The organism is Rhodococcus wratislaviensis (assembly GCF_041228765.1).
GTDB lineage: Bacteria > Actinomycetota > Actinomycetes > Mycobacteriales > Mycobacteriaceae > Rhodococcus_F > Rhodococcus_F wratislaviensis.
On the sequence record NZ_CP150488.1, the window covers coordinates 3,473,268 to 3,499,642 of the forward strand.

At 66.8% G+C, this 26,375-nt stretch carries 27 protein-coding genes and 3 tRNA genes; 13 read left to right on the forward strand and 17 right to left on the reverse strand.

Annotated features, from left to right (window positions below; genetic code table 11):
- The first annotated feature begins 2 nt into the window (after positions 1-2).
- Entirely contained in the window at positions 3-395 is a 393-nt protein-coding gene (locus WKC72_RS15860; protein ID WP_037236411.1) for a holo-ACP synthase, read from the forward strand.
- A 69-nt stretch (positions 396-464) separates the two neighbouring features.
- Here WKC72_RS15860 and WKC72_RS15865 read toward each other — a convergent pair whose 3' ends face one another.
- The 3 genes from WKC72_RS15865 to WKC72_RS15875 all read right to left on the reverse strand — a co-directional run bounded on the left by WKC72_RS15865 (position 465) and on the right by WKC72_RS15875 (position 2,985).
- Positions 465-1,154: a TetR family transcriptional regulator gene (locus WKC72_RS15865; RefSeq protein WP_005248286.1), complete on the reverse strand. Its 690-nt coding sequence runs from the start codon at positions 1,152-1,154 to the stop codon at positions 465-467.
- An 80-nt stretch (positions 1,155-1,234) separates the two neighbouring features.
- Entirely contained in the window at positions 1,235-2,008 is a 774-nt protein-coding gene (locus WKC72_RS15870) for an ABC transporter permease (RefSeq protein ID WP_112300631.1), read from the reverse strand.
- On the reverse strand, positions 2,005-2,985 hold the full coding sequence (locus WKC72_RS15875) for a daunorubicin resistance protein DrrA family ABC transporter ATP-binding protein (RefSeq protein WP_037236405.1): 981 nt from the start codon (positions 2,983-2,985) through the stop codon (positions 2,005-2,007). The genes WKC72_RS15870 and WKC72_RS15875 overlap by 4 nt, the downstream gene beginning before the upstream one ends.
- Before the next feature lie 59 nt (positions 2,986-3,044).
- On the opposite strand from WKC72_RS15875, the gene WKC72_RS15880 reads away from it, so the two are divergent.
- Entirely contained in the window at positions 3,045-3,797 is a 753-nt protein-coding gene (locus tag WKC72_RS15880) for a TetR/AcrR family transcriptional regulator (protein WP_052033397.1), read from the forward strand.
- Positions 3,798-3,822: 25 nt separating this feature from the next.
- Here the strand turns inward: WKC72_RS15880 and bcp are convergent, their stop codons facing one another.
- Complete coding sequence (gene bcp, locus WKC72_RS15885; protein WP_112300630.1) at positions 3,823-4,296, reverse strand: thioredoxin-dependent thiol peroxidase; 474 nt, start codon at positions 4,294-4,296, stop codon at positions 3,823-3,825.
- Between the two features lie 161 nt (positions 4,297-4,457).
- On the opposite strand from bcp, the gene WKC72_RS15890 reads away from it, so the two are divergent.
- Positions 4,458-4,679, forward strand: a complete 222-nt coding sequence (locus tag WKC72_RS15890; RefSeq protein ID WP_037236402.1) for a DUF3618 domain-containing protein — start codon at positions 4,458-4,460, stop codon at positions 4,677-4,679.
- Positions 4,680-4,834: 155 nt separating this feature from the next.
- On the opposite strand, the gene WKC72_RS15895 is transcribed toward WKC72_RS15890, so the two are convergent.
- Positions 4,835-4,907 (reverse strand) — tRNA-Lys (locus tag WKC72_RS15895).
- A 289-nt stretch (positions 4,908-5,196) separates the two neighbouring features.
- Here WKC72_RS15895 and WKC72_RS15900 point away from each other — a divergent pair.
- Entirely contained in the window at positions 5,197-6,435 is a 1,239-nt protein-coding gene (locus WKC72_RS15900; protein ID WP_037236399.1) for an Ig-like domain-containing protein, read from the forward strand.
- Positions 6,436-6,497: 62 nt separating this feature from the next.
- Here the strand turns inward: WKC72_RS15900 and WKC72_RS15905 are convergent.
- Positions 6,498-6,573 (reverse strand) — tRNA-His (locus WKC72_RS15905).
- Positions 6,574-6,658: 85 nt separating this feature from the next.
- On the reverse strand, positions 6,659-7,258 hold the full coding sequence (gene orn, locus WKC72_RS15910; RefSeq protein ID WP_037236527.1) for an oligoribonuclease: 600 nt from the start codon (positions 7,256-7,258) through the stop codon (positions 6,659-6,661).
- An 85-nt stretch (positions 7,259-7,343) separates the two neighbouring features.
- Here orn and WKC72_RS15915 point away from each other — a divergent pair, with 85 nt between their 5' ends.
- A complete protein-coding gene (locus tag WKC72_RS15915; RefSeq protein ID WP_370183305.1) occupies positions 7,344-9,080 on the forward strand; it encodes a helicase HerA-like domain-containing protein in 1,737 nt (578 codons plus the stop codon).
- Between the two features lie 63 nt (positions 9,081-9,143).
- Here WKC72_RS15915 and cmrA read toward each other — a convergent pair whose 3' ends face one another.
- Genes cmrA through WKC72_RS15930 form a run of 3 tightly spaced genes read right to left on the reverse strand, consistent with a single transcriptional unit; the run spans position 9,144 to position 12,537 of the window.
- Complete coding sequence (cmrA, locus tag WKC72_RS15920) at positions 9,144-9,947, reverse strand: mycolate reductase (protein WP_370183307.1); 804 nt, start codon at positions 9,945-9,947, stop codon at positions 9,144-9,146.
- A gap of 18 nt (positions 9,948-9,965) precedes the next feature.
- Positions 9,966-11,990 (reverse strand): FAD-dependent oxidoreductase, encoded by a 2,025-nt coding sequence (locus WKC72_RS15925; RefSeq protein ID WP_370183310.1) that lies wholly within the window; start codon positions 11,988-11,990, stop codon positions 9,966-9,968.
- 13 nt (positions 11,991-12,003) lie between these two features.
- The gene (locus WKC72_RS15930; RefSeq protein ID WP_037206011.1) at positions 12,004-12,537 is read right to left on the reverse strand and encodes a PadR family transcriptional regulator; all 534 of its coding nucleotides are present in this window, start codon (positions 12,535-12,537) and stop codon (positions 12,004-12,006) included.
- Positions 12,538-12,567: 30 nt separating this feature from the next.
- On the opposite strand from WKC72_RS15930, the gene WKC72_RS15935 reads away from it, so the two are divergent.
- Entirely contained in the window at positions 12,568-13,989 is a 1,422-nt protein-coding gene (locus WKC72_RS15935; protein ID WP_370183312.1) for an MFS transporter, read from the forward strand.
- On the opposite strand, the gene WKC72_RS15940 is transcribed toward WKC72_RS15935, so the two are convergent.
- The 3 genes from WKC72_RS15940 to WKC72_RS15950 form a co-directional block, all read right to left on the reverse strand.
- On the reverse strand, positions 13,986-14,564 hold the full coding sequence (locus tag WKC72_RS15940; RefSeq protein WP_037236389.1) for a hypothetical protein: 579 nt from the start codon (positions 14,562-14,564) through the stop codon (positions 13,986-13,988). The genes WKC72_RS15935 and WKC72_RS15940 overlap by 4 nt on opposite strands.
- 77 nt (positions 14,565-14,641) lie before the next feature.
- Positions 14,642-15,493: an alpha/beta fold hydrolase gene (locus WKC72_RS15945; RefSeq protein WP_370183314.1), complete on the reverse strand. Its 852-nt coding sequence runs from the start codon at positions 15,491-15,493 to the stop codon at positions 14,642-14,644.
- Between the two features lie 26 nt (positions 15,494-15,519).
- Entirely contained in the window at positions 15,520-16,227 is a 708-nt protein-coding gene (locus WKC72_RS15950; RefSeq protein ID WP_012688349.1) for a TetR family transcriptional regulator, read from the reverse strand.
- Between the two features lie 118 nt (positions 16,228-16,345).
- Here WKC72_RS15950 and WKC72_RS15955 point away from each other — a divergent pair, with 118 nt between their 5' ends.
- Genes WKC72_RS15955 through WKC72_RS15965 form a run of 3 tightly spaced genes read left to right on the forward strand, consistent with a single transcriptional unit; the run spans position 16,346 to position 18,883 of the window.
- The gene (locus tag WKC72_RS15955; RefSeq protein ID WP_370183317.1) at positions 16,346-17,455 is read left to right on the forward strand and encodes a ferredoxin reductase; all 1,110 of its coding nucleotides are present in this window, start codon (positions 16,346-16,348) and stop codon (positions 17,453-17,455) included.
- Between the two features lie 33 nt (positions 17,456-17,488).
- A complete protein-coding gene (locus WKC72_RS15960) occupies positions 17,489-18,661 on the forward strand; it encodes an acyl-CoA desaturase (RefSeq protein ID WP_037236384.1) in 1,173 nt (390 codons plus the stop codon).
- 12 nt (positions 18,662-18,673) lie between these two features.
- The gene (locus WKC72_RS15965; protein WP_037236382.1) at positions 18,674-18,883 is read left to right on the forward strand and encodes a hypothetical protein; all 210 of its coding nucleotides are present in this window, start codon (positions 18,674-18,676) and stop codon (positions 18,881-18,883) included.
- A 272-nt stretch (positions 18,884-19,155) separates the two neighbouring features.
- On the opposite strand, the gene gdhA is transcribed toward WKC72_RS15965, so the two are convergent.
- Both gdhA and WKC72_RS15975 read right to left on the reverse strand, forming a co-directional pair.
- Positions 19,156-20,499, reverse strand: coding sequence for an NADP-specific glutamate dehydrogenase (gene gdhA, locus WKC72_RS15970; protein WP_037236379.1), 1,344 nt, complete (start codon positions 20,497-20,499; stop codon positions 19,156-19,158).
- Positions 20,500-20,599: 100 nt separating this feature from the next.
- The gene (locus tag WKC72_RS15975) at positions 20,600-21,103 is read right to left on the reverse strand and encodes a helix-turn-helix domain-containing protein (protein WP_128641857.1); all 504 of its coding nucleotides are present in this window, start codon (positions 21,101-21,103) and stop codon (positions 20,600-20,602) included.
- An 87-nt stretch (positions 21,104-21,190) separates the two neighbouring features.
- Here WKC72_RS15975 and WKC72_RS15980 point away from each other — a divergent pair, with 87 nt between their 5' ends.
- From WKC72_RS15980 to WKC72_RS15990, 3 genes are all read left to right on the forward strand, one after another.
- Positions 21,191-21,907 (forward strand): SDR family oxidoreductase, encoded by a 717-nt coding sequence (locus WKC72_RS15980; protein WP_370183322.1) that lies wholly within the window; start codon positions 21,191-21,193, stop codon positions 21,905-21,907.
- Positions 21,907-22,467: a PaaI family thioesterase gene (locus WKC72_RS15985; RefSeq protein WP_370183324.1), complete on the forward strand. Its 561-nt coding sequence runs from the start codon at positions 21,907-21,909 to the stop codon at positions 22,465-22,467. The genes WKC72_RS15980 and WKC72_RS15985 overlap by 1 nt, the downstream gene beginning before the upstream one ends.
- A gap of 294 nt (positions 22,468-22,761) precedes the next feature.
- A complete protein-coding gene (locus WKC72_RS15990; RefSeq protein ID WP_037236370.1) occupies positions 22,762-23,586 on the forward strand; it encodes an alpha/beta fold hydrolase in 825 nt (274 codons plus the stop codon).
- A gap of 69 nt (positions 23,587-23,655) precedes the next feature.
- Here the strand turns inward: WKC72_RS15990 and WKC72_RS15995 are convergent.
- Together WKC72_RS15995 and WKC72_RS16000 are read right to left on the reverse strand one after the other, a co-directional pair.
- Positions 23,656-23,728: transfer RNA gene (locus WKC72_RS15995), tRNA-Arg, on the reverse strand.
- 57 nt (positions 23,729-23,785) lie between these two features.
- Positions 23,786-24,163, reverse strand: coding sequence for a DUF4345 domain-containing protein (locus tag WKC72_RS16000; RefSeq protein ID WP_037236368.1), 378 nt, complete (start codon positions 24,161-24,163; stop codon positions 23,786-23,788).
- 103 nt (positions 24,164-24,266) lie between these two features.
- On the opposite strand from WKC72_RS16000, the gene WKC72_RS16005 reads away from it, so the two are divergent.
- Positions 24,267-26,297, forward strand: a complete 2,031-nt coding sequence (locus WKC72_RS16005; RefSeq protein WP_037236366.1) for a cytochrome c oxidase assembly protein — start codon at positions 24,267-24,269, stop codon at positions 26,295-26,297.
- Positions 26,298-26,375 lie beyond the last annotated feature (78 nt).

A 26,375-nucleotide genomic window follows, 5' to 3' on the forward strand; every position in this document is an offset into this window, starting at 1 on the left:
GGATGGGAGTTCTGGGGATCGGCTTCGATCTCGTGACGGTGTCGGAGTTCGCCGAGCAGCTGGACCGGCCAGGGACGGCAATGCTCGACAACTTCACACCGGGCGAGCGTCGGGACGCCGTGACCCGGAGCTCCGATCCGGCTAGGCATTTCGCCGCCCGGTGGGCTGCGAAGGAGGCAGTGATCAAGGCTTGGTCCACGTCTCTCTTCGCCAGCCCGCCGGTGCTGCCCGAGATGATCCACCACCTGATCGAGGTGGTGACGGATGCGTGGGGGCGACCGAGTATCCGCTTACGCGGAGACGTCGCCAAGCATCTGACCGATGTGAGGATTCACATCTCCCTCACACACGACGGAGACATGGCGGGCGCGTTCGCCGTCATCGAGTCCCTGTAGGCGCCTCCGGCGCTCGTGCGCCTTTCTGGTAGCTCAGGCAACCGGAAGGGCGCACAAGCGTGTAGCGGGCTAGGTGGAGCGCGATTCCTTCTCGGCGACCAGCAGGTACGCCACCATCAGCCGTTTGAGCTCGGCGACGGCGTCCGCGTGGCTCTGGTTGTCCTGCACCGAGAAATTGAGCATCGAATACACGACGTGGACGAGCACCTCGGCCATCATCGTGCGCCGCTCCCGCGACGTCTGCGGGGTGAGCGGGGCGAGCATCCGTGAGACCTGCTCCGCGAACGCCTTTTCGTGGATGGCCCCGGTGGCGCGCGTGGAGGGGGTTGACTGCATCGCCAGCCACACCTCCCGCCTCGACGGGTCGGACGTCCACAGGCCCGCCATGTGATCGACGAAGGAATTGAGGAACCGCAGCCAGTCGAGGGACGGGACCTCACCGTTGAACTGGGCGATCTCGTGCTGCACGCCGACGAGGTCCTGCCGGTTGAGCTCGCAGACGATCACGTACTTGTTCGCGAAGAACTGGTAGAGGGTGCCGATCGGGACGTCCGCGCGTGCGGCGACCTCCTCGCACGTGAACGATTCGAATCCCACGTCCACCAGCAACTCCCGCGATGCCGTGAGCAGTGCGTCGAACTTGCGGCGACTGCGTTCCTGGGTCGGACGTCTGCGGGGCAGCAGCTCCTGCGGGTCCGACTGCAGCTCCAACGCCGGGTCCACTCGGCGCGGCGCTTGCTTGCTGACTGAAGACTCCACCGCCCCAGGCTATCCGTCTTTCGTCCGGATTCCGAAGATCCCTCCCGGTGACGCGTCAGGTTTCACCTGGCGGAGACGACTCATCGAGCCGTTCTCCGCGTGAACAATGTGATCGCCCACAAGTAGCCGGCGCAGGCGATTCCGACACACCACAACACCGCGATCAGAGCTGTGTCGTCGACGGGTGTGCCGAGCAGCAGGCCACGGACCGTTTCGATCACCGGCGTGACGGGCTGGTTCTCGGCGAAGGCGTGTAGCCAGCTCGGCATCGTGTCGGTGGGAACGAACGCGCTGCTGACGTAGGGGAGGAAGAGCAGGAAGAAGGTGAACCCGTTGGCGGCTTCCTCGGTGCCGGCGAGGAGCCCGAGCGCCGTCGCCAGCCAGGAGATGGCGAGGATGAACAGGGCGACGATCGCGAGTGCGGCCAGCCACTGTATCGGGCCTGCGGTGGGCCGGAATCCCATGATCATCGCGACGCCGATCACGACGAGGGACGTGAGGAGATTGCGGATGACACTGGACGCGACATGGCCGAACAGGAACGCCGAACGTGCGATGGGCATGGACCGGAATCGGTCGACGATGCCGTGCACCATGTCGCCGGTGACGCTCACCGCCGTCTGTGAGGATCCGAAACCGGCGCAGAGCAGGATGATTCCGGGCACCACGTAGTCGAGGTAGCCGGTGGCGGTCTTCATGGCTCCGCCGAAGACGTACACGAACAACAGCAGCAGCATCACCGGAAGGGCGACGCCCATGATCATCGTGTCCGGGCTGCGGAGCAGGCGCGTCAGGCTGCGGCCGGTCATCGCCGCGAAGTCGTCGAGGGGGCGTGGCCGCGTGTTCGGGATCATCGGGCGGCGGCCTCGTTCCGGATCGGGGAAGCGTTCGAGTTGTGGGTGAGAGCGAAGAAGACGTCGTCGAGATCGGGGGAGTGGAGCGAGAGCTTGTCGACGGTGACGCTCTGGTCGTCGATTCGTCCGAGCAGCGTCTTCAGCTGGCCGATGCTGCCGTCGGTCGGGACCTGAACGGCCAGGCGGTCGGCGTCGAGGACGGCGTCGTCGAAGGCCTGGGCGACGTCGTGCAGTTCGGACGGCCGGGTGAACGTGAGCTCGAGGTGACCGCCGGGCACGAGTCGTTTCAGCTCGTCGGGAGTGCCCTCGGCCACGACCCTGCCGCCGTCGAGGACGGCGACCCGGTCTGCCAGCCGGTCGGCTTCCTCGAGGTATTGGGTGGTCAGGAAGAGGGTGACGCCGCCGTCGACCAGTCTTCGGATCATCTCCCACATGGACTGCCGGCCGCGCGGGTCGAGACCGGTGGTCGGTTCGTCGAGGAAGATGACGTCGGGCCGCGAGATGAGGCTCATCGCCAGATCGAGGCGCCGGGTCATCCCACCCGAGTACGTCCCTGCGCGGCGGGTTCTCGCGTCCACCAGGTCGAACTGCTCGAGTAGCTCGCGGGCGCGCCGCTTGCCCTCCGCGCGGCCGAGGTGGCTCAGCCGGGCCATGAGCCGGAGGTTCTCCTCGCCGGTGAGAAGGTCGTCGACCGCCGCGTACTGCCCGGTGAGGCTGATCTTCCGCCGCACTCCCTGGGGGTCGCGGCGAAGGTCGTGCCCGGCGACGTGCACGGTGCCCGCGTCAGGCGGTGTCAGGGTCGACAGGATGCGGACCATCGTCGTCTTCCCCGCACCGTTGGCGCCGAGGAGCGCGAACACGCTGCCTGGCGGCACGTCGAGGTCGACTCCGTCGAGGACGGTGACGTCTCCGTATGCCTTGCGTAAACCGGTGACCGAGAGGGCCGACGCGCAAAACTGCGTATCTCGTATACTCATGGTGTGCAGAGTACGCAGTTTTAGGATGAGCGCAAGACCCCGACGAAGTGGACACGTGCATGCCCCGACCGAACGAAACCCCCGACGACCCCACCGTGACCCTGCCCAAGGCCGTCCGGCTGGCCTGGGGGATCGAGGAACCGGGGACCCGCGGCCCCCGGAAGGGGCTGAGTCTCGAGCGGGTGGTCGACGCCGCCATCGAGGTGGCGGACGCCGAAGGGCTCGCGGGTCTGTCCATGAGCCGGGTCGCCAAGCAACTCGGGTTCACCACCATGTCGCTGTACCGCTACGTGGACAGCAAGGACGACCTGGTGGAGTTGATGGCCGATCGGGCAATCGGTGAGCCCCGCGGACTCGTCGTGACGGGGGGCTGGCGGGACCGACTCGAATCGTGGGCGCTGGGCGAGTACCGGGCGGTCCGGGCGCACGCGTGGTGGCCGGAGGTGACCATCTCCGCGCCTCCGACGGGCCCCAACAATCTCGCGTGGCTGGAGGCCGGTCTGCAGTCGCTGGCCGACACCGGCCTGAGCGAGGACCGGAAGCTGCAAGTGGTGCTGAATGTTTCGCTGTTCGTGATCGGGCGGGCGCGGTTCGCGCTGGACCTGGAACGGTCGGCGAAGGTGGAGCAGGTCGACTACGCCCGGATGCTCCCGCTACTGCTCGACGAGAAGCGGTTTCCCGCACTGCGGGCGGCGATCGCGGGGGGTGCGTTCGATGCCGGCGACGCCGACGACGCGCACTGGCTCGAACACGACTTCCGATTCGGCCTCGACCGGATGCTCGACGGCATCGAACGGCTCACGGGCGGCTGACGAGTCGCAGCCGCCCGGGCGTCGATCAGACGGACAGGTCGCGGCGCAGTTTCGCGACGTGGCCGGTGGCGCGGACGTTGTACTGGGCGACTTCGATCTTGCCGTCCTCGTCGACGAGGAACGTGGAGCGGATGACGCCCTGCACCGTCTTGCCGTACATCTTCTTCTCACCGAACGCGCCCCAGGCCTCGAGTGTGGCCTTGTCGGGATCGGACAGGAGGGGGAACGTCAGTTCCTCGTTGTCACGGAACTTGGCCAGCTTCGCCGGCTTGTCGGGCGAGATGCCGATCACGTCCAGGCCTGCGCCTTTCAGGTCGGCGAGGTTGTCTCGGAAGTCGCAGGCCTGTTTGGTGCAGCCCGGCGTGCTCGCCGCCGGGTAGAAGTACACGACGACCTTGCGGCCGCGGTAGTCGGCGAGCGACACGTCGTTGCCGTCGGCGTCGGGCAGCGTGAAGGCGGGTGCGGTGTCTCCGGGGGCGAGTCTGTTGTTGTCGGTCACGAGAAGTCAGGCTACCGGGAAGGGGTGGACGTGGCCCGAAGCGTGATCGGGGGAGACGGAGTCGCAGGTCGGGAGTTCTCGTCTACGGTTGACGCAAGTGTGGGATCGTCGCGGTAGCGTCGCTCTCGCTGATCGAACCAGTCGAACAAGTTGGAGGACACGTGCCCAGGGACACCGAGAGCATCGAGCGTGAGATCGAGAACGCGCGCAATCAGCTCGCGAGCACTCTCGACGAATTGACGGTCCGCACCAACCCGAAGCGTCTCGTGGAGAACACGAAGCGCACGCTGATCGCGAAGCTGAACGAGCCGGCGGTCAAGTACGGACTGATCGCCGTCGGTGCGGTGGCAGGGCTCCTGGTGCTCCGCAAAGCGTTGCGCTGAACGACCCTCGTTGGCGACGGGCCGTCGGATGTGAAGTTCGTAGTGACTTCACGTTCCGGCGGCCCGTTCGTCATCTGACCGCCTGCGCGATGCGTTGAGATGGTGACACGAGAAAGGCCCCCATCCTCGTGAGAGGATGGGGGCCTTCGTGCAAGTGCGCCCACAGGGACTCGAACCCCGGACCCAGTGATTAAGAGTCACTTGCTCTACCAACTGAGCTATAGGCGCTCGCTCTTGCGAGACAGAACATTAGCGGGTCGCTTCTCGGGAATGCAAATCGCCTGGTGGCGACTGCCCGCGGCGACCCGATCCACACGGTGGCGCGTAACAAGAGCGCCGCTGGTCACGATTGATATTCGAACGTTATTGAGCGGCTCGGCGCTTGGTTGGAACCGGTCTCCAGTGGCTGGCATCATTGGAGACCACACGGTCTCGACGTGCTGATTCGTCTTGCGAAGGCGAGAGACGTGCCGGCTTGAACGTGAATTCGGAGCGAGGACGTGAAGTGGGGTTATCCATGGGTGTGGGGCGTGGCGGGCGCGTGCGTGCGCAATCGGTGAGATCCGTCTCGAAGACGGCGACGGTTGTGGCGGCATCACTCGTATTCGCATTGTCGATCGCAGGGTGCACCGTCTCCGGTGCCGACAGCGTCACGTCGGAAGGTGAGGCGCCGATCGATTCCAATCCGGTCACCGAACTCATCAAGCCGAAGCTGACGGCGTCGGCCGTCGATGGTGCAGTGGGATTCTCACCCGGACAGCCGGTGACGGTGACGGTGGCCGACGGCACGCTCGCGGCGGTCACCATGCTCAACCCGGAGGGCGAGTCGGTCGACGGCGCCATCGCTCCCGACGGGTTGTCCTGGGTCAACACGGAGCCGCTGGGTTACGACAAGGAGTACCGGCTCGAGGTGAAGGCGAACGGACTCGGTGGCGGCACCACCTCGACTTCGGCGTTCACGACCAGCGCGCCCGGCAACGTCACCAAGCCGTACGTGATGCCGTCGGAGGGCGATGTGGTGGGCATCGGTCAGCCGATCGCGGTCCAGTTCGACGAGAACATCCCGGACCGCAAGGCCGCGGAGGCCGGCATCACCGTCACGACGAATCCGCCCGTCGAGGGCGCGTTCTACTGGGTGAACAACCGTGAGGTGCGGTGGCGTCCGCAGAGTTACTGGGCCCCCGGCACCGCCGTGGACGTCAAGGTCGCCGTGTACGGCCGTGATCTCGGTGACGGACTGTTCGGCCAGGAGGACGTCCACACGGCCTTCACCATCGGCGACGCCGTGATCGCGACGGCGGACGACAACACCAAGCAGGTGACGTTCGAGCGCAACGGCGAAGTGATCATGACGATGCCCACATCGATGGGTAAGGACGACACACCCACCGACAACGGCGTCTACATCATCGGCGACCGGTTCGCGAACCTCGTCATGGACTCGTCCACCTACGGCGTGCCGGTCAACTCCCCACAGGGATACAAGACGCCCGTCGACTGGGCCACGCGAATGTCCTACAGCGGCATCTTCTTCCACTCGGCGCCGTGGTCGGTGGGGCAGCAGGGCTACTCGAACGCGAGCCACGGCTGCCTGAACCTCAGCCCGTCCAACGCGAAGTGGGTGTACGACAACACGAAGCGCGGCGACATCGTGATCGTCAAGAACACGTTGGGCGGCACGCTGTCGGGCACGGACGGCCTCGGGGACTGGAACATCCCGTGGGATGTCTGGAAGGCAGGCAACGCCAACGCCTGACGGCAGGCGTCAGACCAATCGCAAAGAGGAAAGCCCCCGGCCGAGGCCGGGGGCTTTCCGTTTGGGGTGAGTGACGGGACTCGAACCCGCGACAGCCAGGATCACAACCTGGTGCTCTACCAACTGAACTACACTCACCATGTGCTTCAGGCACCGCCCGGGGGCAGTAACTTCGGCGAGGAAGATACTAGCGCGTCCGGTGCCCGAGAAGCCAATCGGTATCTCAGGCGGGCCCGAGTTCCTCGACAACTGCGGCGATGTCGCTGGTAGACGGTCCGGGCTCGGGCACGAACGCCGTCTTCCGGTAGTACTTCAGCTCCCGGATCGACTCCTTGATGTCGGCCAGGGCGCGGTGGGCGAGACCTTTTTCGGGCTGACCGAAGTAGATCCGCGGGTACCAGCGCCGGGACAACTCCTTGATGGAGCTCACGTCGATCATCCGGTAGTGCAGATAGGTGTCGAGGTCCGGCATGTCGCGGGCGATGAATCCGCGGTCGGTTGCGATCGAGTTGCCTGCGAGCGGCGCCGTCCCGGCGACCGGCACGTGCTCGCGGATGTAGGCGAGCACCTGCTGCTCGGCCTCGGCGAGAGTGACCGTGGACTTCCGGACCTCGTCGGTCAGCCCCGAGTTCTCGTGCATCGTGGTCACCACGTCGGGCATGGCCGCGAGCGCGTCGTCGTCGGCGTGGATGACGATGTCGACACCCTCACCGAGCACGTTCAGCTCGCTGTCCGTGACCAGAGCTGCGATCTCGATCAGCTTGTCGGTACCGAGCCGGAGCCCGGTCATTTCACAGTCGATCCACACAAGTTTGTCCTGCACCAGGAACACAGTAGTCACGTGGGTCACGGGATAAGGTCTGCGGTGGACACTTTCTCCCGACGTGCGTGGTCCGAGGAGGGCTTGGATGACCCAGCAATCGCAGGACGGCGGCGCGACCTCGACCCCGGCGGAACGGGCGGCGGCCGCGAGGGCGGCAGCTGCTGAAGCGGCCAGGATCGCGGCGGAGGCCGCGGCAGCGGCAGAGGCGGTGGAGCAGGAAGCCCGGGACGCGGAGGCTGCGGAGAACCGTGCTCCCGCAGGCGTCGCCGGCCCCTCTGGTGCCGCCGCAGACATCGCGGCCGGATACTCCTCGGAGGGTGCGGCTCTGGAGCTGGGCACCGTGGTTCTCGACGGCGCCGTGGATCGGACGGCCCGGGTGCGTATCCCCCTCGCGACGGTCAACCGGCACGGACTCGTCGCCGGCGCCACCGGGACGGGAAAGACGAAGACGCTGCAGGGTATTGCCGAGCAGTTGTCGGCTGCAGGGGTTCCCGTGGTGATGGCCGACGTGAAGGGCGACCTGTCGGGCCTGTCACAGCCGGGTGAGGCGGGCGACAAGATCACGGCCCGAGCGACCGAGACGGGTGACGACGAGTGGCGGCCGGCAGGGTCCCCGGTCGAATTCCTCTCGCTGGGAACCGAAGGCCTGGGCATTCCCGTCCGCGCGACCATCACGGCGTTCGGGCCGATCCTGCTCGCCAAGGTTCTCGGGCTCAACGAGACTCAGGAATCCACGCTGGGGCTGATCTTCCACTGGGCGGACGTTCAGGGGCTCGCCCTGCTCGACCTGAAGGATCTGCGATCGGTCATCGCGCATCTCACCAGCGACGAGGGCAAGGCCGATCTGAAGGGCATCGGAGGCGTGTCCCCGGCCACCGCAGGTGTGATCCTCAGGGCCCTCGTCAATCTCGAAGCCGACGGCGGCGACACGTTCTTCGGGGAACCGGAGCTCGAGACCGAGGACCTGCTCCGGGTGATCGACGGCAAGGGCGTGATCACGTTGTTCGAGTTGGGCGCGCAGGCCGCGCGTCCGGCGTTGTTCTCCACCTTCCTGATGTGGGTGCTGGCCGACCTGTTCCAGACGTTGCCCGAGGAAGGCGATCTCGACAAACCCAAGCTCGTCTTCATCTTCGACGAGGCGCACCTGCTCTTCGCGGACGCGTCGAAGCCGTTCCTGCAGCAGGTGGAACAGACCGTGAAGCTCATCCGCTCCAAGGGCGTGGGGGTCTTCTTCTGCACCCAGTTGCCGACGGACGTCCCGAATGCGGTGCTGTCGCAGCTCGGCGCGCGAATTCAGCACGCGCTGCGCGCCTTCACCCCCGACGACCAGAAGGCGCTGACGAAAACGGTACGGACGTACCCGACCACCGAGAACTACGACCTCGAGAAGGCTCTCACCTCACTGGGGATCGGTGAGGCGATCGTCACGGTCCTGTCGGAACGGGGCGCGCCGACGCCGGTGGCGTGGACGCGGATTCGGCCTCCCCGCTCGCTGATGGACACCATCGGCAACGACGCGATCACGTCGTCGTCGTCGTCGAGCCCCTTGTCGGGCAAGTACCGGCAGACCGTCGACCGGGAATCGGCGTACGAGAAGCTGACGGCGAAGGTCGCCGGAGCGCCGGCCTCGGAACCGGGCCTCGACCTGCCCCCGCTGCCCGACCTGCCGCCACCCCCGCCCGCACGACCGGAGGGTCCGAACATGGCCGAGCAGATTCTCGGGAACTCCGCGGTGAAGAGTTTCCTCCGCTCGGCCGCGTCGGCCGCCGGACGCGAGATCTCCCGCAGCATCTTCGGGACGGGCAAACGTCGCAGGCGCTAGAAACGCTGGGCGAATGTACCTTTCAGCGCCTCGGCAGGGGTGAACGGTACATTCACCCGGGGGTCATCCGCCCAGCTTCTTGTAGAACGTTCCGACGATCGGGGCGACCACCGCACGCGGGCTGTACTGCCCGGCAACGGACATCGCCTTACTGATGATGCCGGGCACGACGCGCATCTTGTTGTCGGCCAGACCGTCGAGCGACACCTTGGCGGTGTATTCGCTGGAGATCCACAGGAAGTCGGGTACCAGCCTGTCCACGATCGACGCGTCCGCCGGATCGGGCTCCTCGGTGCGGACCGGGCCGGGTGCGAGCAGCGTGACGTTCACTCCCGTCCCCTTGAGTTCGCCGCGCAGCGACTCGGAGAACGTGTTGACGAACGCCTTGCTGGCCGCATAGGTGGCGTTGTAGGGGATGGGCATGTTGCCTGCCGCGGAGCCGACCATGAGGATGGCGCCGGACTTGCGCTCGAGCATCCCGGGCAACACCGCGAGGGTCAGGTCGTGCACGGCAACGGCGTTGAGTTCCACCTGGGCTCGCTCGTACGCGGGATCGAGTCCGGCGACGGGGCCGAACGTGGCGATGCCCGCGTTGTTGCACAGGACGCTGATCTCGCGTCCGGCCAGTTCGGCGACGAGGGTGGCCCGCGCGTCGCGATCCGACAGGTCGCACGCGCGTACGTCGACCTCGACGCCGAACTTGTCACGCAGGGTCCCGGCGAGTGACTCCATCACCTCGCCGCGACGCGCGACGAGGATCAGGGAGTGTCCCCGGGAGGCCAGATCGGTGGCCAGCGCCTCGCCGATTCCGGACGAGGCGCCGGTCACGACGGCGCGGGCACTGGGAGTGGGGTTCGGCAAGCTCACGGTCAGCAGCGTAGTGCGTCAGATGCGAGCCGCGAGCCGGGTGCCCTGCTCGATGGCGCGCTTGGCGTCGAGCTCGGCTGCGACGTCGGCGCCGCCGATGACGTGGGTGGTGACGCCGGCGACGGTCAGTTCGTCGACGAGGTCACGCACCGATTCCTGACCTGCGCAGATCACGACGTTGTCGACGGCGAGGGTGCGGGGCTTCTCGCGCTTGGCGCCGAACGTGATGTGCAGGCCGTCGTCGTCGATGCGCTCGTAGTTGACCCCGGACAGTTCCTGCACACCCTTGTTCTTCAGCGCTGCCCGGTGAACCCAGCCCGTGGTCTTCGCGAGTCCGGCGCCGATCCGGCCGCTCTTGCGCTGCAGCAGGTACACCTCACGCGGCGACGGTTCGGGAATGGGTGTGGTGAGGGCGCCCGCCGCCGCCTCGGGTTCGGTGACACCCCACTCCTGCTTCCACTCCTTCAGGTCGAGCGTCGGGGAGTGCTCGTGGGTGAGGAACTCGCTGACGTCGACGCCGATCCCGCCGGCTCCGATCACCGCGACCGACTGCCCGACGGGCTTGCCGCCCCGCACGACCTCCGGATACGTGAGCACCTTCGGATGGTCGATGCCCGGAATGGACGGCACGCGTGGCGTCACCCCGGTCGCGACGATCACCTCGTCGTATTCGCCGACCAGTTCCGTCGCGGTGACGCGGCGGTCGAGCCGGACGTCGACACCGGCGAGCGGAAGCTGGCGGTTGTAGTACCGGATCGTCTCCGCGAACTCCTCCTTGCCGGGAATCTTGCGGGCGATGCCGAACTGGCCGCCGATCTCCGAATCCGCCTCGAACAGGGTCACCGAGTGGCCGCGCTGTGCGAGGCCGAGCGCCGCGGACAGTCCGGCGGGTCCGGCGCCGACGACGGCGACGCGCTTCGCGGCCCGGGTGGGGGAGAGTGTCAGTTCCGTCTCCCGGCCCGCACGGGGATTCAGTAGGCACGACACGTGCTTGCGGACGAAGGCGTGGTCGAGGCAGGCTTGGTTGCACGCGATGCACGTGTTGATCTCGTCGGGGGTGCCCGCTTCGGCTTTGCGCACCCAGTCGGGATCGGCGAGCATCGGGCGCGCCATCGAGATGAGCTGCGCGTCACCGCGGGTCAGGATTTCCTCGGCGACCTCCGGCATGTTGATCCGGTTCGACGCGGCCACGGGGATGCCCACGTGCTTCTCGAGCTTGCCGGTGATGTCGGCGAACGCGGCCCGCGGCACCGACGTCACGATCGTGGGAACACGGGATTCGTGCCAGCCGATGTCGGTGTTGATGATGGTCGCTCCCGCGGCCTCCACTTCCTGTGCCAGCGCGACGATCTCGTCCCACGTCTGACCGCCCTCGACGAGGTCGGCCATCGACAGGCGGAAGATGATGATGAAGTTCGGGCCCACCGCCTTGCGAGTGCGGCGGACGATCTCGACGGCCATCCGCCTGCGGTTCTCGGGAGTGCCGCCCCACGTGTCGGTGCGCTTGTTGGTGCGCTCGCACAGGAACTGGTTGATGAAGTAGCCTTCGCCGCCCATGATCTCGACGCCGTCGTAGTTCGCCTGCTGCGCGAGCCGGGCGCAGCGGACGAAGTTGCGGATCTGCCAGCGGACGCCGCGGCCGGTGAGTTTGCGGGGCCGGAACGGGTTGATCGGGGCCTTGATCGACGAGGCGGAGACGCTGAACGGCTGGTAGCTGTACCGGCCGGCGTGCAGGATCTGCAGGGCGATCTTGCCGCCCTCGTCGTGCACCGCCTTCGTGATCGCGCGGTGCCTGCGGGCCTCGACACGGTTGGTGAGCTTGGCGCCGAACGGCAGCAGCCAGCCCGTCCGGTTGGGCGCGTATCCGCCGGTGACGATCAGCGCGACACCTCCGCGGGCACGCTCGGCGAAGTACTCGGCCAGACGGGGTACGTCCTTGGCGCGATCTTCGAGCCCGGTGTGGATGGAGCCCATGATCACCCGGTTCTTCAGCGTCGTGAAACCGAGGTCGAGGGGAGCGAGGAGCTGAGGGAACTGAGTCATTGGCGGCGTGTCCTTACTGTGCGAGCGCGTCGAGTACTTCTTGGCACCAGTCGGCGAACCCCTCTTCGACGCGGATTCCGCCGCGCAGGACGAGGTACTGGTGCAGGGCTGCCCCGGAGAGCTTGTCCGGTGCGGGAAAGTCGCGTTTCTCGATCATGCGGTAGACCTCGAGCCGGGCGGCGTGGCCGTCGCGGTGGCGAGCGACCTCTGCGGTGAGTGCGGCGATGTCACCGTGCTGAGCGGCGCGGATCTTCACTGCCAGCTCGTTGCGCAGGTGGTTGGGCTCGGTAGGTTCGGCGATCCAGCGCTCGAGTTCCGCGCGCCCGGCCGCGCTGACCCGGTACACCTTCTTGTCGGGCCGGCCGTCCTGCGCCACGACCTCGGCGTCGACCCATCCGGACTCGTCCATGCGTTTGAGGACGCGGTAGATCTGCTGGTGGGTGGCGCTCTGGAAGAAGCCGATGGATTTGTCGAACCGGCGCGCCAATTCGTACCCCGAGCCGGAGTGCTCGGTCAGGGAGACGAGGAGCGCATGTTCGAGTGCCACGAATCGAAGTATGTATGCAACGAGGTGCGTATGCAACTGAGTGCACACTTAGTTCTTCCGTCCGAACGGGACGCTCGTCGCGTCAGACCGCACGAACATCCCGTTCGCTCGCATAGGCTCGCGGACATGAGCACCGACGTTCGTCCGCCTGCCGGGATCGGCGAGGCCGCGACGCGCAGACAGGTTGTCGCGTGGGGGTTGTGGGACTGGGGTTCGGCCGCCTTCAACGCCGTGATCCTCACGTTCGTCTTCTCCGTCTACCTGACGGACGCCGTGGGGGAGGACCTGCCGGGGTCGATCTCCGCGAGCACGTGGCTGGGGTGGTCGCTCGGCATCGCCGGGTTCCTCATCGCCGTGCTCGCCCCCGTCACCGGTCAGCGATTCGACGCTGCAGGACGACGCAAGTGGGCGCTCGGCGTCCTCACGTTCGCGACGGTCGGGTGCATGGCGGCGATGTTCTTCGTCCGCGACTCGTATCAGTACCTGTGGCTCGGGCTGGTGCTGCTGGCCGCGGGTTCGGTGATCTTCGAACTGGCCGGCGTCCCGTACAACGCGATGCTCAGGCAGGTGTCGACGCCGGCGAACATCGGGAGGGTGTCCGGGTTCGGCTGGGCGATGGGCTATTTCGGTGGGATCGCGCTGCTGCTGCTGTGTTACTTCGGATTCATCGCCGGTGACGGCGACAACCGGGGATTCCTCGGGCTCACCACCGACGGCGGCCTGAACATCCGGATGGTGGCGCTGCTCGCCGCCGTCTGGTTCGCGATCTTCGCGATCCCCGTCCTGCTGAAGGTCCCCGAGCTACCCCGCCCGCACGTGGATCCGGGTGCCGACAAGGCCGGCTTCGTCGAGTCGTACCGGGTGCTGTGGCGCGATCTGCACGACCTCTGGGTCGCCGACCGGCGCACCGTGTACTTCCTGGTGGCGAGTGCCTTGTTCCGCGACGGACTGGCCGGGGTCTTCACGTTCGGCGCCGTCCTCGCTGTCAACGTCTACGGCATCAGCGCGGGTGACGTGCTGCTGTTCGGCGTCGCGGCCAACGTCGTCTCCGCGCTCGGCGCGCTCACCGCCGGCCGGTTCGACGACCGGATCGGACCCAAGACGGTGATCATGACGTCCCTGATCGCGATGATCGTCGTCGGTGTCGTACTGACGGCCGTCTCCGGACCGGCCATGTTCTGGATCTTCGGACTGCTGCTGTGCCTGTTCGTCGGTCCCGCGCAGTCGTCGGCGCGCACATTCCTGGCCCGGATCACCCCGCCCGGCCGGGAGGGCCAGATGTTCGGTCTGTACGCGACCACCGGTCGCGCGGTGTCGTTCCTCTCGCCCACCCTCTTCGGATTGTTCGCCTGGTGGTTCGCGGCCGATCGGGCGGGGATCATCGGCCTGGTCATCGTGCTCGGGATCGGGCTCGCCGCACTGACGATGGTGAAGGCGCCCGAGCGCGACTAGCGCCTCGCGCGATTGTCGTCGATCCGGAGCTTCTCCGGGAACAGCCGCCGCTGCGTCAGCCAGCCCGCCGCCGCCACGACGATCCAGATCAGCGTGGCGAAGAACTGCTGGCTGCCCTCGTTCGGGTCTTCGAGGAAACTCAGTGCCCCGATGGCCAGGCCGAGCCCGGTCAGCACCAAGCTGGCGCCGCCGAGCGCGGTGAGCCACAACAATGCTCGGGCCCGATACCGGTCGGCGATGAAACCACAGGCGACGGCGAGTGCGACGATCACGATTCCGCTGAGGAGCCAGCTGGCGTCGTCAGGTTGCAGAACACGACTGAGTTTGGCGCCGACCACCGCGCCCGCGATGCCTCCGATGAAGAATGCGGCGAATTTGAAGATCAAAGTGGTGGCCACCCACACCACGACCGCGCCGATCGCCGCGACCAGGAACGTCGTCCCGAGCGACAGCGACAGCAGGTCGGCCAGGAGCCAGCCGAGGCCGAATCCCGAGGCGAGAACGGCGACGTGGAGTGAACCGACACCGGCGAAGCACAGAACGGCGCCGACCAGAAGGATTGCGATGCCACTCATGGTGCCCTCCCAGGGTGCACGAGACGAGTAGTGCCATCAAACCAGAACGGACGCCCAGTCGAGGGGAACAGCGGATTTCAGTTCGGTGTGGTTCCGGCGCGCGTGAGGATCGCGTCCGCGAGTGCGTCGGGACGCTGCTCCGGGATCCAGTGCGTGGCATCGTCGAGCACGACGAATTCGTACGGCGCATCGACGAACTCGCCGCACCGCTCCGCTCCCGCACGCCCCAGCGCCTGGTCGCCGGTGCTCCAGACGTAGGTCGTGGGAACGGTGACGGCGGGTGTTTCCGCGAAGTCGCTCGTCATGGCGCGGTACCAGTTCAGCGCGGCGGTCAGCGCGCCCGGTTCGCTGAGCAGCGCGACGTGCCGATCAACGAGGGCAGGCGCGACGACGTCACCGAACATCGCACGCAGCGAGCGCGCGTTGTCGTCGAGGAGGACCCGCTCGGCCTTGCCTTCCATCCTCAGCAGGCGGATGTAGGAGGAGCGTTCCTTCTGATCGGCGTCCTCGCGCAACGCCCAGCCGAACGCGCCGGGATGTGGCACCGAGACGGCGGTGAGCGAGGTGATCCGGTCGGGGTGCCTGGCCGCGACGACCCAGGCCACGGCGGCTCCCCAGTCGTGGCCGACGAGATGAGCCGAGTCGAGGCCGAGCGCGTCGAGGAGTCCGACGACGTCCGCGACGAGGTGGTCGATCCGGTAGGAGTCGACTCCGTCGGGGCGCGCACCGGGCGAGTATCCGCGCTGGTTCGGCGCGTACGTCCGCAGACCGGACTCGTTCAGCAGGGCGCTGACGGGTTCCCACGACGCGGCGCTCTCCGGAAACCCGTGCAGCAGAACGACGGGGGCGCCGTCAGCCGGACCGCTGATCGTGACGTCGAACGTCAGGTCGCCGAGGGTGATGTGCGCGTGTTCCGAGGTTGACAGCATGCCCCCACCGTACGGCGAGAGTGCGACTACTTTCCGGGATTCCACCCGCTCATGCCGAGCATGATCAGGCGTAGTTGCCGTTCGGCGCGCGCGACCACCTCGGCCTCGCTTCGGCTTCCGGGACGATCGGCCTCGAGCAGATCGACGACGACGGCGAACATGGTGGACACGATCAGGTCGGCCGCCATCTCCAGGTCGTCGTGGTCCCAGGACTGCAGACCGTCGATGCGGGACAGATCCACCGTGAGTTCGCTGACGAACAGTGTCATCTCGGTCGCGATCGCACGGCGAATTTCGGGGACGCCGCCGTAGCGTTCGCGGCTGAGGAACCGGAACTGCGCCTCGTGGGTGCGGACCTGTCGCACGAGGATGTCGAGTGATGCGCCGGCGCTCTTGGTGCTCGGCGTGCGCCGGGCGTCGCGGAGCATCTGGCGCAGGATTCGCATGCCCTCCTCGACGAGCACCACACCGAGTTCCTCGATGGACGCGAAGTGGCGGTAGAACGCGGTGGGCACGATTCCCGCGGTGCGGGCGATCTCGCGCAGGCTCACGCCGGCGAAACTGCGATCCGCCATGAGTTCGAGCGTGCCGTCGAGAAGGGCCTTCCTCGTGCGTTCCTTGCGGGCTGCCCTGCTCTCCGGTTCGGCGCCGGTCGACTGACTCACGGCTGTGAGTGTATTCGTGGCGGTGCCGACACCCGTCATCTCCGGGTGCTCGTACTCGTCGTCCGGCATGCAAATCCGATCCCTGCCTCGAGTGTGCGTGCGGTCACATTCCGATTGACAACTTCCTGTCCCTCTCTGTCACACTATTGTCAGTGTACAACCGTGCACTCAAATGGAGGAGGCCGACGTGTCAGTTGCCCACACCAGTCGTCCGGCGGAGGAACGCAGGTTCTCACTGCTGTCGTTGTTCGAGGCGATGGCCACTCCGCACCAGCTCGACCGCTACCTCGAACTCGTCACTCCCATGGTCACCGTGCGCGACCTGCGCGCCGAAGTGGTCGAGGTCCGGCGGTCCACCGCCGACACCGTCACCCTCACGCTGCGCCCCACCCGGCAGTGGCGCGGATTCCGTGCGGGGCAGTTCGTGCAGGTGGGCGTCGTGATCGATGGGGTTCGGCACACCCGGTGCTACTCACCGGCCAATGCACAGGCGTCCACCGACGGGCTCGTCGAGCTGACGGTCAAGGCGCATCCCGAGGGTCTGGTCTCGCAGTACCTGCACGCGCACGCGAGCCCCGGTCTCGTGCTCGACCTGTCCCAGGCGGCGGGAGAATTCACCCTTCCGTCTCCTCGCCCTCGCCGGGTCCTGCTGGTGAGCGGAGGCAGCGGAATCACCCCGGTTCTGTCGATGCTGCGCACCCTCGTCGACGAGCAGCACTTCGGGAGCATCACTTTTCTGCACTACGCGTACACCGAAAACGACGTCGGATACCTCGACGAGCTGCGTGCGCTCGCGGCCGCGAACGCCAACGTCTCCCTCATGTTGGCGTACACCGATCAGGAGACCGGCGGCCATCTCCACGGGTTCTTCGGCCAGGAGCACCTCGACGCCGTGGCGCCCTGGTACGCGGACGCCGAAACCTTCCTGTGCGGCCCGCCCGGACTGATGCGTGGCGTCCGCGAGGTGTACCGCGAACTCGGCATCGAGGACCGTCTCCACACCGAGGAATTCGCTCCCGCCGCGGCCCCGGCGGAGGGTGAGGCCGGTGGTGCGGTGTCCTTCACCGCCAGCGGCGTCACCGCGGACAATTCCGGAAAGACGCTGCTCGAACAGGCGGAGGCCGCCGGGCTCCATCCCGAGTACGGCTGCCGGATGGGCATCTGTTTCTCCTGCACCACGGTGAAGAAGTCGGGGTGCACCAAGAACGTCCGCACCGGCGACACCGACACCGATCCGGACAAGGCGATCCAGCTGTGCGTCTCGGTTCCGGTGGGCGACGTCGCCCTCGACATCTGACTTTCACTCGACATTCAACGTTTGGAGACCGACATGTTTGGACTCTCGCTCTCGTTCCTCCCGTTCGTCGACGGCTCCGACGGTTCCCGCAACGACGCCCCGGTGGTGCTCAGTCACGACCAGGTCGAAGAGATCGGCCGGGAACTGGACGCCCTCCGCGACCGGACGGTTGCGGACCTCGGCGCCGAGGACCGCGAATACATCTACAAGATCATCAAGGCACAGAGGGGATTCGAGGTCGCCGGCCGCGGGCTGATGTACCTCGGATTCTTCCCACCGGCCTGGATTGCCGGGGTCGGGGCACTCGGGGTGTCGAAGATTCTCGACAACATGGAGATCGGCCACAACGTCATGCACGGCCAGTACGACTGGATGCGTGAACCGGGCCTGAACTCCCGCGTGTTCGAATGGGACACCGTCTGCCCGGCCGATCAGTGGAAGCATTCCCACAACTACATGCACCACACGTACACCAACATCCTCGGCCGGGACCGGGACATCGGCTACGGCATCCTGCGGATCGACGAGGCGCAGAAGTGGAACCCCTACTACCTGGGGAACCCGGTCTACGCCTTCTTCCTGATGATGCTGTTCGAGTGGGGCGTCATGATGCACGACCTGGAAGCGGAGAACGTGATCCAGGGCAAGCGCAAGTGGCACGACGTCAAGCCGTTGCTGAAGGGCTGGTGGCGCAAGGCCGGTCGGCAGGTGCTCAAGGACTACGTGATCTTCCCCGCGCTCACCGGGCCGCTGTTCGTCCCCACACTGCTCGGCAACGTGACCGCCAACCTGATCCGCAACGTGTGGGCGTACTCCATCATCTTCTGCGGCCATTTCCCCACCGGCGTGCAGAGTTTCACCGAGGACGAGACCGCGGAGGAAACCCGCGGCGAGTGGTACGTCCGGCAGATGCTCGGCAGCGCGAACATCGAGGGGAGCCCGCTGTTCCACATCATGTCCGGCAACCTGTCGCACCAGATCGAGCACCATCTGTTCCCGGACCTGCCCGCCCACCGGTACCCGGAGATGGCGCCCGTCGTGAAAGCACTGTGCGAGAAGCACGGCCTGCCCTACAACACCGGTGGCTTCTTCAAGCAGATCGGTTCGGTGTGGGGGAAGATCTTCACGTTCGCACTGCCGCCCGGTCTCGTCTCGTCCGACACCCCTCCCGGTGTTATCGTCGAGCGGCAGAAGACTGCAGCCTGAGAGGCGAAACACATGGTGGGGAAGTTCGAGCGGCGCAAGGACACCGTGCAGGAACTGACGGAGTCCGCGGCCACGCACGTCGGCCAGATCGCGACGATCATCGCGGGCGCCGTCCGGGACGTCACCCGGGAGATCGGTGACTGGGTGTCCGACGGTATCGAGATGCGCGAGGCCGCGAAGAAGGCCCGCGACGACGAGGGTGACGCCGAGCCGGTCGACTGAGTAAGCCGACCGGGCATTTCGCCCCAGGGTAGAGATCAGGCCGCCGAGGGTGTGTTCATTGCACCCTCGGCGGCCTTTCTGGGGGCAGGGCTCCGGCCGATGCTGAGTGCAGCACGAAGACCGCCCCCCTGCCCACCAAGACTCCCCGGCCCGACGTCAAGCAGATGTGCTGGGTCGAGTGGGGTCAGACGCAGTGTCAGGTGAGCTGACGCGTTCGCGCCGTCGAACGGTGGGGTACGTCCGGCGACGGTCGTGCCCCACCCGTCGTTCGGCTAGATGACGCCGAGCGAGATCATGGCGTCGGCCACCTTCACGAAGCCGGCGATGTTCGCGCCGTGCACGTAGTCGCCCGGCATGCCGTACTCGGCGGCGGTGGCCACGGTGCGCTCGTGGATGCCGCGCATGATCCCGGCCAGCCGTTCGTCGGTGTATTCGAACCCCCACGAGTCGCGGGATGCGTTCTGCTGCATCTCCAGTGCCGACGTGGCGACACCGCCCGCGTTGGCCGCCTTGCCCGGGGCGAACGCCACCGCGGCATCGCGGAACACCTGGACGCCCTGCGGGGTCGTGGGCATGTTCGCGCCCTCGGCCACCGCCTGGACTCCGTTCGTGACCAGCGTCTTGGCGGCCGCTTCGTCGAGTTCGTTCTGGGTGGCGCAGGGGAGCGCGACGTCGCACGGCACGTCCCAGATGGAGCCGTTCGGCACGAACCGGGCGTGCGGCACCGTGTCCGCGTATTCGCTGATCCGTCCGCGCCGCACCTCCTTGATCTCCTTCAGGAGCTCGAGGTCGATGCCCTTCTCGTCGACGAGGTATCCGGAGGAATCGGAGCTCGCGATCGCGATTCCACCGAGCTGGTGCACCTTCTCGATCGCATAGATCGCGACGTTTCCGGAGCCGGAGACGACGACGGTCTTGCCGTCGAGCGAGCTGTTCGCGGCCTTCAACATCTCGGCGACGAAGTAGGCGACGCCGTACCCCGTGGCCTCGCGACGCACCTGGGAGCCGCCCCAGGTGAGTCCCTTACCGGTGAGGACCCCCGACTCGTAGGAGTTGGTGAGGCGCTTGTACTGGCCGAACAGGTAGCCGATCTCGCGGCCGCCGACGCCGATGTCACCTGCCGGGACGTCGGTGTACTCGCCGATGTGGCGATGCAGCTCGGTCATGAACGACTGGCAGAACCGCATGATCTCGGCCTCCGAGCGACCCTTGGGGTCGAAGTCGGAGCCACCCTTACCGCCGCCGATCGGAAGTCCGGTGAGGGCGTTCTTGAAGATCTGCTCGAAGCCGAGGAACTTCACGATCCCCAGATTCACGCTGGGATGAAACCGCAGGCCGCCCTTGTAGGGGCCGAGCACGCTGTTGTACTGCACGCGGAAACCGCGGTTGACGTGCACGTTGCCGGAGTCGTCGACCCACGGCACCCGGAAGATGATCTGACGCTCGGGCTCGCACAGGCGCTCGATCAATCCGGAGTCGGCATAGTGGGGATGGTGGTCGAGCACGACCTGGAGCGATTCGAAGACCTCGGCGGCTGCCTGGTGGAACTCGGGTTCGCCGGCGTTCCGCAGGCGGACCTGCTCGTAGATCTCTGCTACCTGGTCGCGCGTTGACACAGACCCACCTGCCTGACGTGTGAGGAATTCGTTACCTGACGTTTACTTTGGAAACTATAGACCTGGTGTCAGGCGTCCTGTATCGGGCCGGGCGGGGAGGTCACGAATTCCGCGGTGGTGTGCGGGAATGCATTGCGACAGAGGTGTTCTCGACCGCCTCGCCGCAGTGCGCGCAGCGGTGTTCCAGCTCCAGTGAGTGCCCGCATTCGTGCACGAGCACCGACGGGGCCTCGTGCACGGCCCACTTGCTGCCCCATTGGAACAACGAGAGCAGTAGCGGTCGCAGGTCCTCGCCCGCCGGGGTGAGGTGGTATTCGAAACGGGGAGGGTGCTCGGAGTACTGCCTGCGTTCGATGACGCCGACCTCCTCGAGCTTGCGCAGTCGCGCGGTGAGGATGTCGCGCGAGACGCCGATGTACCCGGCAATCCGGTCGAAGCGGTGCACCCCGTAGCTCAGTTCGCGGATCACCAGCATGGACCAGCGGTCGCCGATCAGTTCCATGGTGGCGGCGATCGCGCAGGGTCTCGGCGTCAGTGGCATGCGGTCCATGACGATCTCGGGTGTCGCTCGCTCGGTGTCGCCGTTGTCCATGCACTCCATCATAGAGGGTTGTGTTTTCCAACTCATAGGGATTACTGTCGTGAACGTAGTTAGTTGGAAAAGCAGACTTACTCACCCGAAGGGGTCGTCATGACCACGATTCAAGATCGAACGGTGCTGGTCACCGGAGCCGGCCGCGGGCTCGGACGTGCCTTCGTCGCCGAGGCGCTCGCGCGAGGAGCGCGAACGGTCTACGCGTCGGCGCGTGATACGTCGACGATCGAGGAGCATCCGCGGGTCGTGCCCGTCGAACTGGACGTCACGAACCCCGAATCGGTCTACGCCGCAGCGGAGCACGTCGGGGACCTCGGCGTCCTGATCAACAACGCCGGCATCCTCATCGGCGAGTCGCCGCTCACGGGTGATCTCGACGGGATGCGCCGCGAACTCGAAACCAACCTCTACGGCCCGCTCAACGTCACACGCGCGCTCGCACCGATCATCGCCGCCAACGGGGGCGGCGCGATCCTCAACGTGCACTCCGTCCTGTCCTGGCTGGCCATCGGCGGCTCGTACAGCGTCTCGAAGGCCGCCCTGTGGAGCGCCACCAACGCGATGCGCGCCGAACTCGCGGCGCAGAACATCCAGGTGGTCGGGCTGCACCTCGGGTACATGGACACCGACATGACGAGCGGTCTGGACGTGCCGAAAATCTCCGCGGCCGAGGTCGCGCGACTGGCCTTCGACGGCATCGAGTCCGGCGCCCGCGAAGTCCTCGCCGACGACACCACCCGCACCGTCAAGGCGGCACTGTCGGGCGACCTCGACATTCTCTATCCGCAGTCGGTTCGGCAGGGGGCGGCATAGTGAGCGAGTTCGGAAACGGCGCGGTGTCGACCGTCGAGAGCGTGGCGGACGCGGAGTGGGGAGAGGTGCGATCGAGGACGGTCGAATGGCGCGACCCGGCAGGTCCGGCGCGGAAAGCGCGAGAACTCGACGGCCTCGGCTACCTGCGGGCGATCCTCGGCGGCGACATTCCCGCACCCCCGATCGCGAGCCTGATGAACCTGCGGTTCCTCGAGGCCGAACCCGGAAGGGTCGTCTTCGCGCTGGACCCCGACGAGTCGCAGTACAACCCGATCGGCGCCATCCACGGCGGCGCCGTGTGCACCCTGCTCGATTCGGTCGCCGGATGCGCCGTGCACACCACGTTGCCCGCCGGGTGGGGCTACACCTCGGTCGAGATCAAGGTCAACTACATCCGCGGGGCGACCAGGGACTCCGGGGTCCTCACGGCCAGCGGCGTCGTGAAGAAGGCGGGTCGCCGGATCGCGTTCGCGGAAGGGGAGGTCACCGACTCGCAGGGCCGTCTCGTCGCCACCGCGAGCAGCACCCTGCTGGTGTTCGAGGTTCCGCCGGGGAGCTGACACCGGATGTGCGAGTAGGGGCAGCTGAACGCGGGAACCCGCCACTCGCGGAGGATGGTGGCGGGTCCCGGTGCATCGTTGCCCCGTCGGGTTGGGGCGATGCGCGAACAAGACTAATTGGTCGGTTTGTTACGCGCGAGTACGGGGCTCCGGGTACGGATCAGGGGCGCAATACCTATCGGACGGTCGTGCAGGATGCCGCCGATCGAACCCGCCCACCGACCCACCGAAATTTGATGTACTGAATTTCGTCCTCATCAGCGTCATCCCCACAGCGGTCAAGGAAGGCAACCCATGGGCACGATCACCACCCAGGATGGCACGGAGATCTTCTACAAGGACTGGGGAACCGGTCAACCCATCGTGTTCAGCCACGGCTGGCCGCTGTCGGCCGACGACTGGGACACCCAGATGCTCTTCTTCCTCCAGCACGGCTATCGGGTCATCGCCCACGATCGCCGCGGTCACGGGCGGTCCACCCAGACCGGCGACGGCCACGACATGGACCACTATGCCGACGACCTCGCAGAGTTGACGGCGCATCTCGACCTCCAGAACGCCATCCACGTCGGCCATTCGACGGGCGGCGGCGAGGTGGTGCACTATCTCGCGCGGCACGGGGAGAACCGGGTGTCGAAGGCCGCACTGATCAGCGCAGTACCGCCGCTGATGGTGAAGACGGAGGCGAACCCGGGCGGCCTTCCCAAGGACGTCTTCGACGATCTGCAGGCACAACTCGCCGCCAATCGCTCGAAGTTCTATCGCGATCTGCCGTCGGGGCCGTTCTACGGATTCAACCGACCGGGCGTGGAATCGTCGGAGGCGATCATCGAGAACTGGTGGCGCCAAGGGATGATGGGCGGGGCCAAGGCCCACTACGACGGCATCGTCGCCTTCTCGCAGACCGATTTCACCGAGGATCTGAAGAAGATCACGGTGCCGGTGCTGGTGATGCACAGCGAAGACGACCAGATCGTTCCCTACGCCGACGCCGGCCCACTGTCCGCGAAGCTCCTCGCGAACGGGACGCTGAAGACGTACACGGACTTCCCGCACGGCATGCCCACCACACAGGCGGAGACGATCAACGCCGACCTGCTGGCGTTCCTGAAGGACTGACGCCGGCCCCCGATTCCTGTTCGTCCAGGTGATCGGGGGTTTTCTCCGGCCGGCGCTCCGTCGAATGAGTGCCCCCGGCAGGATTCGAACCTGCGACCAAGAGATTAGAAGGCTCTTGCTCTATCCCCTGAGCTACGGAGGCGCGCAGCAAATATTACCTGCCGCCTCGAGCGCTCCGACCGGGGCTGTGGTGTGCGCGTCACGAGCCCAGGACGGCCGCCGAGAGCAGAAGTCCCGCCAGGACGAGCTCCACCACGAAGTAGAACCACACGGGGTAGAAGCGGGTCGGCCGGTCGGCGACGGCCGACACGATCCGGCCGAATGCCATCCCCAGCAGGGCGACGGCCACCGTCACCGCGGCGACGGATCGGATGCCGTGGATGTCGAAAGCCGCGAAGAACAGCAGGCCCGCCACCGCGACACCGAAGCCGCCGTAGACCGCGCGCACCTCGGCGCGAGAGGTCGCCGAATCCGCTGACAGGCCGAACGGGGCGACCAGTCGGGCCGGCGCGGCGAGACCGTAGACGCCCATGCCCGCGAAGAACAGCGCCACCGCGATAATCAGAACCTCAGACATCTCAGCCTCTCGTTCCCTCGGGACAGGTTCCTGTCGACGGTAGCCGGAACGGCGACGGACCCTCGCGTCTCCGACGGCCTGTCGTAGGTCCTACCCTTGATGTATGGCTACACCCCAGCTCGCGGCGTCCGACCCGGCATCGAAACCCCCGCATCGCGCCGATTCGACCGCCCTGTTCGTCGTCGGCGGACTCATCGCCGGCCTGGTTGCGGCAATCGTCGTCGGACTTTCCGCTGCTCAGGCGCTCGTGCTGCTGGGAATTCCGGATCCCGGACCGATCACCACCTACGGACTGCCTGCGATGCGCGCCGTGTCGGAGATCGCTGCCGTCATCACCATCGGATCGCTGCTGCTCGCGGCGTTCTTCGTGCCGCCGCAGAAGTCCGGTGTCCTGGACGTGGACGGCTACCGCGCGGTGCGGACGGCGTCGTACGCCGCGATCGTGTGGGCCGCGACCGCCCTCGTCCTGGTCCCGTTGACGCTGTCGGACACGTCCGGGCAACCCTTCGCCGAGGCGGTCAAACCGGCCAACATCTTCAACTCGATCGATCAGGTCGAACTCGCCGGCGCCTGGCGCTGGACCGCGATCATCGCGATCGTCCTCGCGATCGCGTCCCGGCTCGTGCTGCGCTGGTGGTGGACGCCGATCCTGCTGGTCGTAGGCATCCTCGGACTGATGCCCCTCGCGTTGACGGGTCACTCGTCGTCGGGTGGTTCGCACGACATGGCGACGAACAGTCTGATCCTCCACCTCGTCGCGGCCTCGCTGTGGGCGGGCGGTCTGTTCGCACTCCTCGCCCATGCCCGCAGGCGCGGCGCCTACACCGATGTGGCGGCGCGCCGGTTCTCCGCGGTCGCGACGGTCTGCTTCGTCGTCATGGCGGTCAGTGGTGTGGTGAACGCGCTCGTTCGCGTCCAGATCGGTGACCTCGTCGACACGACGTACGGACGCCTGGTGGTCGCGAAGATCGTGGCGCTCGTCATCCTGGGCGTCTTCGGCTGGGCACAGCGTCGACGGGCCCTGCCCGCGCTGCAGAAGGATCCGGCCAGCCGAGGCAATTTGATCCGTTTCGCCGGCGCGGAGGCCATGGTCTTCGCCGCCACGATCGGTCTCGCCGTCGGGCTCGGTCGCACACCCCCGCCGCCTCCGACCGCGGCGCCCACCCTCACGGAGGTGGAACTCGGCTACAACCTGGCGGGGCCGCCGACGTTCGCCCGGCTGATGCTGGACTGGCGATTCGACCTCCTCTACGGCACCGCCGCGATCGTGCTGGCCGTGGTCTACGCGCTCGGATTGCGCAAACTCCGTCGTCGCGGCGACAGCTGGCCGGTCGGCCGGACCGTCGCGTGGATGTGCGGATGCGTCGTTCTCCTCCTCGCGACGTCCTCGGGTGTCGGGCGCTACTCACCGGCCGTGTTCAGCGTGCACATGGGTGCGCACATGGCGCTGTCGATGCTGGCCCCGGTCCTGCTGGTGCTCGGCGCACCGATCACGCTGGCCCTGCGCAGCCTCGATCCGGCGGGCAAGAACGGTGTGCCGGGTCTGCGTGAGTGGATCCTGACTGCGCTGCACAGCCCGTTCTCCCGGTTCATCACGCACCCCGTCGTCGCGGCGGTGCTGTTTGTGGGCGGGTTCTATGCCCTGTACCTCGGCGGGATCTTCGAGGCCGCCGTCGACTCGCACTCCGCGCACGTCCTGATGAACCTGCACTTCCTGCTGAGTGGTTACCTCTTCTACTGGGTCGCGATCGGCATCGACCCGTCGCCCCGCAAACTGCAGCCGGTGACGAAGCTCGCGATGGTGTTCGGTTCCCTGCCGTTCCACGCGTTCTTCGGTGTGGCGTTGATGAGCATGGGCGCTGTGATGGGCGAGTGGTACTACCGATCGCTCGGACTGGGCTGGAACGCCGACCTGGTGGGAGACCAGCAACTGGGCGGCAGCATCGCCTGGGCTACCGGTGAGATCCCGCTGGTGCTGGTCATGATGGCCCTGCTGATCCAGTGGTCCCGCAGCGACGGCCGCACGGCGCGGCGGGTCGACCGGGCAGCCGACCGGGACGACGACGCCGACCTGGCAGCGCACAATGCGATGTTCGCGGAACTGGCGCGACGGGACCGAGAAACCGGACACTGACCGCTAGCACGCGGTTCCGACACGTTCGGAGCTTCGGCGCCCGTGCCGGCCGCTCTGTCCACACCCCCTCCGTTTCTC